Here is an 11,195-nt window from a genome sequence, read left to right as displayed (position 1 = left end):
TTTTGAAGTGTTAAAGTATCATAGCAAGGTGACTTGGAGCGTATGCGACGGAACCTGGATATGATACTTTAACACTTTTTTAGATTAATATTATTTATATGTAGTACGTAGAGAAGGTTCATTTTCTCCATAAGGTGTTTTTTCATTAGCTTTATTTTTAACTTTTTCATTATAATTTGGAGATGTTGGATTATCGATAGTTTTATCAATTTTATTTTTCATGTGAATTTCCTCCTTAAGATACTTATCAATATTTATAATCTCCTAAATATAAAAAAATATTTAAGGAGATAATGAATTAACTTTATTTGATATGGGAATTAATGTATAATTTTAATAAGTTAAATAGGGGGAGATAGAATGAAAAATAATATTAAAATAGATAAGGTTAAAATAGGTGATGAAAATATACTAGCTTATATACAAACAGAAGCTTGGAAGGAAGCTTTTAGTAAGATTATATCAAACGAAGATATGGAAAAATATACAGATATTAATAAAGCAAAAGAAATGTATACTATGATACTTAATGAAAAAATAGGAAATGGATTTATTTTATCTATTGATGGAAATCCACATTGCATAGCTTACTTTGATAAATCTAGAGATGATGAATTTAAGGATTATGCAGAAATAATTTGTATACATAGTTTAGCATCTAACTGGGGAAACGGATATGGTTCAATTATGATGAAACATATATTAAAAGAGATAAAAGAATCGGGATTTAATAAAGTAATGTTATGGGTGTTTGAAGAAAATAATAGAGCTCGTAAATTCTATGAAAAACATGGATTTATTTTAAGTGATAAAACTAAAGAGTTTTGTGATTCCATTGAGGTTATGTATTTTAGAGAATTATAAAAATAATTAAAAAGGAGATGTATTATGAACATGTTGTTTATATCTATTTGGTCAATAATAAATATTATAATTTTAGTTACATTTTTAGGGTTAGGGATATATGTACTTATACTTGCTATAAAGGCGTTAAAAATCTATATAAATAAAAATTCTTAGAACGTACTAAATTAAGTTATTATAATATTTTTTATAAGAAGGTTATGCAGCTTAATAAAACAAAGCTTTAGAAGGTGGATGAATGGATACAAAAAAGATTTTTATTATAGAAGACGATGAGAAAATAAGAAATGAATTATGTACATTTTTAAATAGATATGGCTATGAGACTACATATTCATTGGATTTTGAACATATTATAGATGAAGCTTTAAGGGAAAAATATCATTTGATTTTATTAGATATTAATTTACCTTATTTTGATGGATATTATATTTGTAGAGAAATTAGAAAGAAAAGTTCTGTACCTATAATAGTGGTAACTAGTAGAGATAGTGAAGTTGATGAGCTTATGAGTATGAATTTAGGAGCTGATGATTTTATAACAAAACCTTATAATACACAAATTCTTTTAGCAAGGATATCATCCTTATTAAGGAGAACTTATAATAATCAAGAGTCAGAGATTCTAGAATATAAAAATCTTAAACTTAATTTGTCTAAAAGTGAAGTAGAGTATAATATAAATAAAATAGAATTAAGTAAAAATGAAAGTAAAATTTTATATGTACTTATGAAAAATAAAGAAAAGATAGTATCTAGAAATGAAATTATAGAGTCATTATGGGAGTCAGATAATTTTATTGATGATAATACACTAACTGTAAATATAAATAGACTTAGAAAGAAATTAGAAGAAATAGGTGCAGTAGATTTTTTAAAAACTAAAAGAGGGCAAGGTTATATATTAATATGAAAATGATAGATTTTTTAAAAGAAAGGATATTATTTATAATTATTAGTATATTGATATTAATATTTACTTCAATTTTACTTGGTGTTTTAAAAGTAGATTTTTATGCTATTATATTTATATTTTTAATAAATTTTATAGGTATTTTAATTTATCATATATATGATTATTTTAATAGAAAAAAATATTATGATGAGTTAATTAATAATTTAAAAGATTTAGATAAAAAATATCTGATTTCTGATGTTATAGATGAGGGAAGTTTTTTAGAAAGTAAAATCTTATATCATATTATTAATGAAACAACTAAATCTATGAAAGACGATATATCTAACTTACGAATAAACAATAAAGAGTATAGGGAATATATTGAGCTTTGGGTTCATGAAATAAAGACCCCAATTGCAAGTAGTAAGCTCTTAATAGAAAATAATAAATCAGAATTAACTAAAAGTATAGGAGAAGAAATAACTAAGGTTGAAAGCTATATTGAACAAGCGTTATTTTATGCAAGAAGCAATGCATTAGAAAAAGACTATATTATTAATGAGCTTAATTTAAAGTTAGTAGTAAATAAAGTAATAAGAAGAAATTCTAAGATATTAATTGAGAAAAAAGTTAAAATTGAAATTTTAGATATAGAAAAAATAGTGTATACAGATAGTAAGTGGTTAGAATTTATTTTAAATCAAATAATATCTAATTCAATTAAATATATTGATAATAAAAAGATGGAGAATAAAATAAAATTCTATACAAAGAAAATTGGAGAAAATATAATTCTTCATATTGAGGATAATGGAATTGGAATGAATGAAAAAGATGTAATTAAAGCTTTTGAAAAGGGATATACAGGTGAAAATGGACGTAGATTTGGAAAGTCTACAGGAATGGGGTTATATCTATGTAAAAAGCTAACACAAAAACTTGGATTAGGAATTAATTTAGAGTCAGAAATTAATAAAGGTACTCAAATATCAATAATATTTCCAATAAATAAAATGATGATATTTGAATAATATAGTATTCTATCTATAATATATTAAAGATAGAAAGTTAAATATAAAATTTCTGAAAAAATGCCGAATATTCTTTTGAAGGATATTCGGCATTTTTTAGTAGTTTTATAAACTAGTAAAAATTTATAGTGTCAGTTAAATTTTCTTTAATATAAAACTAATTAATAGATTTATTGAGGAAAATATTACTGAAATTATTAATACATTAGTTAAAAGTAAATTGTATTTAACCATATTTAAATAGGATAATAAGTTGAAATTAATTATATTAAATATAAATAATATTAAGAAGATAAATATAACACCTATAAATGCTCCTTTAATATCTGCTTTACTTAAAGAAATGTGAGAGCATATACTAAATACTATGTATAAAAATAAATAAAATTCTGGTCTTTTAAAATTTGATAAAGAAAATATATTTTTTAAAAATATAAATAAACCATTAAAACTTAATAAATCATTTGTAGATTCTAAAGAAGCTGGTACAAATATCTTAAGTAGTAAGATTATTAGTAAGCTTCCACATATAATAGGTGCTATACCTATAAAGAAGTTTCCTACTTGATGATATATATTCTTAGGATTATATGAATGATTAACATAACCTAAATTTCCATCACAATTATTGGCTTGAAAGAATTTAACTTCTTTAATTCTATGTCCAAATACTTTAGCCATAACAAGGTGGCTAAGTTCATGAATTGGAACTCCCACAATACCTGTAACATAAATAGCTTTTCTACCAAACTTTTGTTGGTAGTTTTTCATAGATTTATTCCTTAAAAAACCAAGTATTAATCCAATTATAACTATAACACCAATAAACCAGGATAAATCTACGAATGTTTTTAATAATATATTTTCAATTCTCATAAACTAATCACTCCATTATTATAAATTGAATTAATTGTCAAATTAAATTTTATAATAATATTATATTTTAGTCCAATATTTTAATAGGTTAAGTGAATTTATATTATATAATGTTGTATATATTACAAAACTGTAAGGTTTATGTTATATACTTCAATGGATGTAAGATAAGAATAATAATAAAATAGTCCTATAGTAAGAAATAGGAGGATTAATTATGGGAAAAGAAATATTAAAAGTAGATAATATAGAAAAGTATTATGGGAGAAAAGGAAATGTAACTAAGGCTATAGACAATATAAGCTTCACTATAGAAGAAGGTGAGTTTGTTGGAGTAATGGGGGCCTCAGGAAGTGGTAAAACTACGCTTTTAAATTGTATATCGACTATTGATAAAGTAAGTAGTGGACATATTTATATTTCTGGAAAGGATATTACAAGATTAAATTCTAAAAAAATATCAAAATTTCGAAGAGAAGAATTAGGATTTATATTTCAAGATTTTAATTTATTAGATACATTAACAGCTTATGAAAATATAGCTCTTGCTTTAACCATAATGAAAGTTAATCATAATGAGATAAATAAAAGGGTTATGGATATAGCTAAAAAGCTAAATATAGAAGAGGTTTTAAATAAATATCCTTATGAAATGTCTGGTGGACAAAAGCAAAGAGTTGCATCAGCAAGAGCAATTATAACAAAACCTTCATTAATTTTAGCAGATGAACCAACAGGGGCTTTAGATTCTAAAGCAGCAAAAATGCTACTTGAAAGTATGGAGGACTTAAATAAAAACTTAAATGCAACTATTATGATGGTTACTCATGATGCCTTTTCAGCTAGCTATGCAAGAAGAATTTTGTTTATTAAAGATGGTAGGATATTTAATGAATTAGTAAGAGGAAATGATTCAAGAAAGGAATTCTTCGATAAGATAATTGAAGTTATTACACTTCTTGGAGGTGACCAAAATAATGTATTCTAAGTTAGCTTTTAGAAATTTAAAAAGAAGTTTTAAGGATTATGCAATTTATTTTTTAACATTAGTTTTTGGTGTTTGTATATTTTATACCTTTAACTCAATACAATCTCAAAGTATTATGCTTGAGTTAAATGAAGTTCAAGCTGCAGCATTTGAGCAAGTAGATGCAATAATGGGTTATGCATCAACATTTGTATCCTTTGTATTAGCTTTTTTAATTATTTATGCAAATAATTATTTAATAAAGAGAAGAAAAAAAGAATTTGGTATATATATGACCTTAGGTATGGATAAGGGGAATTTATCGATAATTATATTTTTTGAAACTTTATTAGTAGGTATAATTTCTTTAGCAGTTGGGTTAGCAATAGGGATTATTTTATCTCAAGGATTATCAGTTTTAACTGCAAAGATGTTCCAAGTTAACTTCCTTAAATTTAAGTTTGTTTTTTCATATAATGCAATGATAAAAACTTTTAAATCCTTTGGAATTATATATATACTAGTTCTTATTTTTAATTCAATATCTATTAGAAAAATTCAACTGATAGATTTATTAAATTCATCAAAGAAAAATGAAAATATAAAAGTAAGAAATGTTTGGGTTTCTGTGGTATTATTTTTAATAAGTTTAATAATGATTGGATCAGCGTATTACATTGTATTAGATAAAGGAACTTCAAGCATTTCAATGAATGTAAATGGTAAAAGTATTTTACTTGGAATTATTGGGACATTCTTATTTTTCTTTTCATTGTCAGGATTCTTATTAAAGTTGGCTCAATCAAATAGGAAATTTTATTTAAAAGAATTAAATATGTTTGTTTTAAGACAAATTAATAGTAAAATAAATACAGTATTTATTTCGATGTCTTTTATATGCCTATCATTATTTATAGGTATATGTATGCTTGCAGGAGGACTTGGAATTAATAGTGCCATTAATTCTGACTTAAAAGATCTAACTCAATATGATGAAACAATTTGGAGTTATGAGGGAGAAGATATAGAAGAATATTTAATTAATAGAAATATTAATATTAGAGATTATTCAAAGAAATATGTTAGTTATATAAATTATAAGGGAAATCTTAAATATAGTGATTTATTATCTGAAAAAGATATGGATAATTCAAAAGATTTATATCCTATTGTAACAGATGCTCAAGTACAAATTATTACCTTAAGCAAGTTTAATGAAATATTAAAAATGGTTAACAAGAAACCAATAACATTAAATGATGGAGAATATGCTTTATTCTCAGATATAGATAGTTTAACAAATCCTCTAAATAATTCGTTAATGAATAATAGAGAAATTAATATAAATGGTAATATTTTGAAACCGGGAATTAAAAAGACAATAGAAGTAGTAGCTTATAACCAAATGATGAAAAGTAATTTGTGCACTGTGGTAGTAAAAGATGATATTGTTACTGGACTTACACCATGGACATCATTTTTAAACTTTGATTATAATGAAGATAATGGAATTGTTATTAATGAAAAACTAAATATTATTAGAGAAGAAGCTATAAAGGAGAAGGATAATATATTATATTCTATTACAAAAGAAGAATTAATAGCAAGTTCAACTAGTACTGGAGCTATTATATCTTATTTAGGAATATATATTGGAGGAATATTTTTAATTGTTTCAGCAGCAGTATTAGCACTGCAACAATTATCGGAATCTACAGATAACATTGCAAGATATAATTTGTTGAAAAAAATAGGAGTAGATGAAGAGATTATTAATAAGTCTTTATTAACTCAAATAGCAATATATTTCTTAATGCCTTTATCATTAGCCTTAATACACTCAATAGCAGGGTTAGAATTTTCAAAGAGAATTATAACTTTATTTGGTAGTATAAGTATTATGAAAAATATACTAATTGCTTTAGCAGCATTAATATTAATTTATGGAGGATATTTTATTGCTACTTATTTAGGTGCAAAAAAGAATATTAATAATACAATTTAATATTTTATAGTTTAAGGAGAGCTTTATAAGTTCTCCTTTTTCTTTTATTTTTTATGAAATTATAAAAATATTACCCTGTGAATAATATTTTATAATTTCCTTCCTTCAGTTTGAAAGTGGTAAAGTATCATATCCAGGTTCCGTCGTAAGCTCCAAGTCACCTTGCTATGATACTTTACCACTTTTTACTTGAAAATATTTCTCAATAGAGTATTATTTATAATAAGAATATAAAATAAATATTTGAGAGGAGGCACTAAAATGAACATAAAATTAAGTGCGTTAGATCAATCTCCTATAAGAGAAGGGGAAACAGCTACAGAAGCTTTAAATAATACTATAATTCTTGCACAAGAGTTAGAAAAATTCGGTTATTATAGATTTTGGGTATCTGAACATCATGATACAAAAAGTTTAGCAGGATCAAGTCCAGAAGTACTTATTTCAAGTATAGCAGCAAAAACAAAGAGTATTAGAGTTGGATCTGGTGGAGTTATGCTACACAATTATAGTTCATATAAAGTAGCAGAAAACTTTAAGGTTTTGGAAGCTTTATATCCTAATAGAATTGACCTAGGTGTAGGTAGAGCACCAGGAGGAATGCCTTTAGCTACCAAGGCTTTAATGCAAGGAAAAAGTATTTTTAATGATGATTATCAAGAAAAAGTATTAGATTTAGTTAGATTTATTTATGATATAGTTCCAGAGGAACATGAATTTAGTGGACTTAAAGCAACCCCTTTAATAAATACCTATCCTGAAATTCATATACTTGGATCAAGTGGAGGTAGTGCAGGACTTGCAGCAGGGATAGGAGCATCCTATGCTTATGCTCAATTTATAACTGGAGGAATGGGGGTAAGCTCTGTAAATTGGTACAAGGATAATTTTAAAAAGTCTATAATTTCTGAAAAACCTAATACTATAATTTGTAGTTTTGTTATTTGTGGAGAAACAGAAGAGGAAATTAATAATCAAGTTGCAGTAATGGATTTAACTTTATTATTAGTAGAACAAGGTAAAGCCTTAGGAATGCCTACATTAGAAAGAGCATTAGCATATAAATATTCAAATGATGAAATTCAAATAATTAATAGAAATAGAAAAAGAATGATTGTTGGAACACCAGATAAAATTAAAGATGAAATTTTAAATATGAGTAAGATTTATAATACAGAAGAGTTTATGATAATAAATTTAAATACAGATTTAGAAAGTAAAATAAAATCATATAAATTAATAGCTGAAGCTTTTAGAAAATAGGATTATTCATATATTAAATTTTATAATATAAGTTTTTATGGTAATATATAGTATGTATTAAAAGTTTTAAGGAGGACTCAAATGAAGATTTTAATAACTAATGATGATGGAGTAAATGCAAGAGGAATATATACATTAGCTAAAGAGATTTCAAAAAAACATGAAGTTATAGTTGTAGCACCAAGAGAGCAAAGAAGTGCATATAGCCATGCTATAACAATTCATAATCCTATAAAAATTAGAGAAGAAAAAATTGATGAAGATTTTAAAGCTTATAGTTTAGTTGGTACTCCAGCAGATTGTACACAAGCTGGATTATCTTTATTAGCTAAGGATGTAGATTTAGTTATATCAGGAATAAATAGAGGGATAAATTGTGGAACTGACATATTATATTCAGGGACTGTATCTGCAGCTATAGAAGGAGCAATTTATAATATTCCATCAATTGCTATATCAATGGAAGTTGATTGGGCGAGAGATGACGAAGATTATTCAAAAGCTGCTAATTGGATTAGTAAGGTTGTGGATATAGCAGAAAATAACTATTTAAGAAATGATGTTGTTTTAAATGTTAATGTGCCAAATATTAATGAAGAAGATATTAAGGGAATTAAAGTTTGTAAACTAGGAAAATCAATATATAAAACTGATTATGTGTTAATAGAAGAAAATGAAGATATGGTTTATGAAACAAAAGGAATTAGAAATGAAATATCAGAAGATGATTCAGATCTTTACTTTTTATCACAAGGGTATGTAACTTTAACACCATTACATTTTGATTTTACTAATTTTAAAATATTAGATGAAGTAAAAAGTATATTTGAAAAATAGATTAAATAACTGTTAATATAGAGAAGTAATAAAGCTATTTTACATAGCCTTATTACTTCTTTTTTTGATTATAATATCCTTATTAGACTCAATATAATTTAATAATCCATCTTTTATAGATTTAGCAAAAGCTTCTTTTCCTTTATCAGAATTTAAATATTTTTCATCATAAGTATTACTTAAAAAACCTAACTCTACTAATGCAGAAATGCTTTCATTGAGCTCTAAAACTGCCAATGCATCATCTTTATTATCATAAGTTTTTATGCCTCTATCAATAGTAGAGTTTAAATTAGATAAAGAAGTTTGAAGGATTAGAGCTAAATTTTTACTGCTTTCATCATTTGGCTTATACCATGTTTCTATTCCTTTAGCACTTATATCATCATAATTACTATTACAATGTATAGAAATAAATATATCCGCTTTAAAGGCTTTTGAAATTCTTATTCTTTCCTTTAAACTATCGTTTGCAGTTTCTAACCAAGGTAAAGAATCATTAGTTCTAGTATAAATAACTTTAATGTCATTTTCCTCTAAAAGTTTTCCAAGTTTAAGTGAGATTTCTAAAACTATATCTTTTTCAAAGATTCCAGAAGAACTTTTTGCACCTGTGTCAAAGTCTCCATGACCTGGATCAATACAAATTATTATTTTATTATCTAGGGAATTGGAAGAAGATATAACTTTTTTATTAACAGGTGTAGATTTATTTAACAATAATATAAGAGAGAGTATAGAAATTGCAAGAAGTACTATATAAATCTTAAATATTAATTGTCTTTTTCTTTTACGTTTATAGAGTAATTTTCTTTTGGATGAGATATCGAAGTTACTATTCATTTAAAATAATCTCCTTAATTCATATTTAATTTTTTAAATATAATAGGTAACTATAGATTGATTAAAATTTTATTATATTTTTTAAATTAACATAATATAATTATACTAAGTAAAATAATAAATGTAAATAAATGGAATAAGATAAATAGACTACCTTTAGTTGATAATATGTAAATATTGATATAAACTATAATAAAAGGGGGAAAGTCTATGCCTAAAATATTACAAAATCCAAGAGAAACAATACTAAAAGAAGGATATGCTTTGTTGGAAGAAAAAGGCTATAAAAACTTTAGTATGAGAGAACTTGCTAATAGATGTGAAATAGGACTTGGAACAGTATATAACTATTTTGAAAATAAGATGTCTTTAGTAAGAGAGATATTTAATGATACTTGGAGTGAAATAATAAATAATTTAAAATTAGTTAAAAATAATGATATATCTTTTGAGGAAAAGGTAAAATTAATATATTTAGGGTTAGAAAAGTTTTTAGTATATCATAAAGAAGTTTTTTTTGAACTAACCAAAGAAGAAAAAAATTTTGAAGAAAAAAAATCTTGTTCATGTCCTAAGTATAATGTACTAGATGAATTATATATTATTGTTGATGAAATAATAGATTTACATAAAGAAAATAATGATATTACTATTAACATAGAAACTAGAAAATTAACTTCATTTTTAATAAGTAATATGATAACTTTATCTATGAAAAATACTGAATTTTCAATAGAAGATTTATTATATATAGTTAGAAACAAATTATAAGGGAGAAATTTTAGTATTATGAATTGGTTGAATAAATTGGAAAGAAAGATAGGTAAATTTTATATAAGAAATTTGATGTTAATTATAATATTTGGAAATATTCTTGTATATGGATTTACTTTATTAAGTGGAAATTTAGATTTAATTAATAAAATATATTTGGACCCTAATAAAGTAATGCAAGGAGAGATATGGAGGTTAATAACTTTTATATTTGTACCTGAGACAGGAAGTATAATTTCTTTTATTTTTGCTATATACTTTAATTATTTAGCAGGTACTGGCTTAGAAGAAGAATGGGGAGAATTTAAATTTAATCTGTATTATTTGGTAGGTATGATAACTACAATTATAGTATCTATAGCAACAGGGAAAATTGCTACTGGATCATATATTAATTTGTCATTATTCTTAGCTTTTGCTATGATTTATCCAAATTTTCAAGTTTTATTATTCTTTATAATACCTATTAAAGTAAAGTATTTAGCTATATTTAATTGGATAGTTATCGGATTAAACTTTATAGGATATTTAAGTTTATTTAGTATTGGTGGTATGTTATTAACTTTAGTTCCAGTTTTAAATTTCTTTATATTCTTTGGTAAAGAAATATTAACTGGTACAAAAAGTAACGCAACTAACTTTAAGAGACAACAAAAGTTTAAATCTCAAGTAAAAGAAATAGAAATATTTCATAGATGTGAAGTATGTGGAATAACTGAAAAAGATAATCCTAATATGGAATTTAGATATTGCTCTAAATGTACAGGGAAGAAATGCTATTGTATGGAGCATATAAGAGCACACGGACACAGTTAAAAAACTCTCTATAAACTTGAA

Annotated in this window: 13 protein-coding genes; 10 read left to right on the top strand and 3 right to left on the bottom strand. The window is 24.4% G+C overall.

The genetic code is table 11. The features are described 5' to 3' along the window. Positions 1-90 precede the first annotated feature (90 nt). Positions 91-222, bottom strand: a complete 132-nt coding sequence (locus tag H9660_RS16510; protein WP_279289589.1) for a hypothetical protein — start codon at positions 220-222, stop codon at positions 91-93. A 138-nt stretch (positions 223-360) separates the two neighbouring features. Here H9660_RS16510 and H9660_RS09955 point away from each other — a divergent pair, with 138 nt between their 5' ends. The 4 genes from H9660_RS09955 (at position 361) to H9660_RS09945 (ending at position 2,793) form a co-directional block, all read left to right on the top strand. Further along, on the top strand, positions 361-864 hold the full coding sequence (locus tag H9660_RS09955; RefSeq protein WP_191750231.1) for a GNAT family N-acetyltransferase: 504 nt from the start codon (positions 361-363) through the stop codon (positions 862-864). A gap of 24 nt (positions 865-888) precedes the next feature. Next, a complete protein-coding gene (locus H9660_RS16505) occupies positions 889-1,020 on the top strand; it encodes a hypothetical protein (protein ID WP_279289590.1) in 132 nt (43 codons plus the stop codon). Between the two features lie 82 nt (positions 1,021-1,102). Further along, complete coding sequence (locus H9660_RS09950; RefSeq protein WP_191750230.1) at positions 1,103-1,777, top strand: response regulator transcription factor; 675 nt, start codon at positions 1,103-1,105, stop codon at positions 1,775-1,777. Continuing rightward, on the top strand, positions 1,774-2,793 hold the full coding sequence (locus tag H9660_RS09945) for a sensor histidine kinase (RefSeq protein WP_191750229.1): 1,020 nt from the start codon (positions 1,774-1,776) through the stop codon (positions 2,791-2,793). The genes H9660_RS09950 and H9660_RS09945 overlap by 4 nt, the downstream gene beginning before the upstream one ends. 135 nt (positions 2,794-2,928) lie before the next feature. Here the strand turns inward: H9660_RS09945 and H9660_RS09940 are convergent, their stop codons facing one another. Next, complete coding sequence (locus tag H9660_RS09940; RefSeq protein WP_191750228.1) at positions 2,929-3,669, bottom strand: metalloprotease family protein; 741 nt, start codon at positions 3,667-3,669, stop codon at positions 2,929-2,931. 217 nt (positions 3,670-3,886) lie between these two features. Here H9660_RS09940 and H9660_RS09935 point away from each other — a divergent pair, with 217 nt between their 5' ends. From H9660_RS09935 to surE, 4 genes are all read left to right on the top strand, one after another. Then, positions 3,887-4,657, top strand: coding sequence for an ABC transporter ATP-binding protein (locus H9660_RS09935; protein ID WP_191750227.1), 771 nt, complete (start codon positions 3,887-3,889; stop codon positions 4,655-4,657). Then, on the top strand, positions 4,647-6,641 hold the full coding sequence (locus tag H9660_RS09930) for an ABC transporter permease (RefSeq protein WP_191750226.1): 1,995 nt from the start codon (positions 4,647-4,649) through the stop codon (positions 6,639-6,641). Before H9660_RS09935 ends, H9660_RS09930 begins: the two co-directional genes overlap by 11 nt. A gap of 261 nt (positions 6,642-6,902) precedes the next feature. Further along, entirely contained in the window at positions 6,903-7,904 is a 1,002-nt protein-coding gene (locus H9660_RS09925) for an LLM class flavin-dependent oxidoreductase (RefSeq protein ID WP_191750225.1), read from the top strand. An 81-nt stretch (positions 7,905-7,985) separates the two neighbouring features. After that, the gene (surE, locus tag H9660_RS09920; RefSeq protein ID WP_191750224.1) at positions 7,986-8,741 is read left to right on the top strand and encodes a 5'/3'-nucleotidase SurE; all 756 of its coding nucleotides are present in this window, start codon (positions 7,986-7,988) and stop codon (positions 8,739-8,741) included. Positions 8,742-8,780: 39 nt separating this feature from the next. Here the strand turns inward: surE and H9660_RS09915 are convergent, their stop codons facing one another. Continuing rightward, the gene (locus tag H9660_RS09915; protein ID WP_191750223.1) at positions 8,781-9,584 is read right to left on the bottom strand and encodes an N-acetylmuramoyl-L-alanine amidase family protein; all 804 of its coding nucleotides are present in this window, start codon (positions 9,582-9,584) and stop codon (positions 8,781-8,783) included. Positions 9,585-9,794: 210 nt separating this feature from the next. On the opposite strand from H9660_RS09915, the gene H9660_RS09910 reads away from it, so the two are divergent. Together H9660_RS09910 and H9660_RS09905 are read left to right on the top strand one after the other, a co-directional pair. Then, a complete protein-coding gene (locus H9660_RS09910; RefSeq protein ID WP_191750222.1) occupies positions 9,795-10,355 on the top strand; it encodes a TetR/AcrR family transcriptional regulator in 561 nt (186 codons plus the stop codon). 18 nt (positions 10,356-10,373) lie between these two features. Next, positions 10,374-11,174 (top strand): rhomboid family intramembrane serine protease, encoded by an 801-nt coding sequence (locus H9660_RS09905; protein ID WP_191750221.1) that lies wholly within the window; start codon positions 10,374-10,376, stop codon positions 11,172-11,174. Positions 11,175-11,195 lie beyond the last annotated feature (21 nt).

Origin of the sequence: Clostridium gallinarum, from assembly GCF_014836325.1 — a bacterium.
GTDB lineage: Bacteria > Bacillota > Clostridia > Clostridiales > Clostridiaceae > Clostridium > Clostridium gallinarum.
The sequence above is the reverse complement of the archived record's forward strand: the minus strand, read 5'-3'. Positions and strand labels throughout refer to the sequence as shown.

What these genes read in the sequence shown, in the direction of transcription:
- H9660_RS09935 (WP_191750227.1), top strand. Translation starts at nt 3,887, where the DNA reads ATGGGAAAAGAAATATTAAAAGTAGATAATATAGAAAAGTATTATGGG.
- H9660_RS09915 (WP_191750223.1), bottom strand. Translation starts at nt 9,584, where the DNA reads ATGAATAGTAACTTCGATATCTCATCCAAAAGAAAATTACTCTATAAA.
- H9660_RS16510 (WP_279289589.1), bottom strand. Translation starts at nt 222, where the DNA reads ATGAAAAATAAAATTGATAAAACTATCGATAATCCAACATCTCCAAAT.
- surE (WP_191750224.1), top strand. Translation starts at nt 7,986, where the DNA reads ATGAAGATTTTAATAACTAATGATGATGGAGTAAATGCAAGAGGAATA.
- H9660_RS09905 (WP_191750221.1), top strand. Translation starts at nt 10,374, where the DNA reads ATGAATTGGTTGAATAAATTGGAAAGAAAGATAGGTAAATTTTATATA.
- H9660_RS09945 (WP_191750229.1), top strand. Translation starts at nt 1,774, where the DNA reads ATGAAAATGATAGATTTTTTAAAAGAAAGGATATTATTTATAATTATT.
- H9660_RS09950 (WP_191750230.1), top strand. Translation starts at nt 1,103, where the DNA reads ATGGATACAAAAAAGATTTTTATTATAGAAGACGATGAGAAAATAAGA.
- H9660_RS09925 (WP_191750225.1), top strand. Translation starts at nt 6,903, where the DNA reads ATGAACATAAAATTAAGTGCGTTAGATCAATCTCCTATAAGAGAAGGG.
- H9660_RS09955 (WP_191750231.1), top strand. Translation starts at nt 361, where the DNA reads ATGAAAAATAATATTAAAATAGATAAGGTTAAAATAGGTGATGAAAAT.
- H9660_RS16505 (WP_279289590.1), top strand. Translation starts at nt 889, where the DNA reads ATGAACATGTTGTTTATATCTATTTGGTCAATAATAAATATTATAATT.
- H9660_RS09940 (WP_191750228.1), bottom strand. Translation starts at nt 3,669, where the DNA reads ATGAGAATTGAAAATATATTATTAAAAACATTCGTAGATTTATCCTGG.
- H9660_RS09930 (WP_191750226.1), top strand. Translation starts at nt 4,647, where the DNA reads ATGTATTCTAAGTTAGCTTTTAGAAATTTAAAAAGAAGTTTTAAGGAT.
- H9660_RS09910 (WP_191750222.1), top strand. Translation starts at nt 9,795, where the DNA reads ATGCCTAAAATATTACAAAATCCAAGAGAAACAATACTAAAAGAAGGA.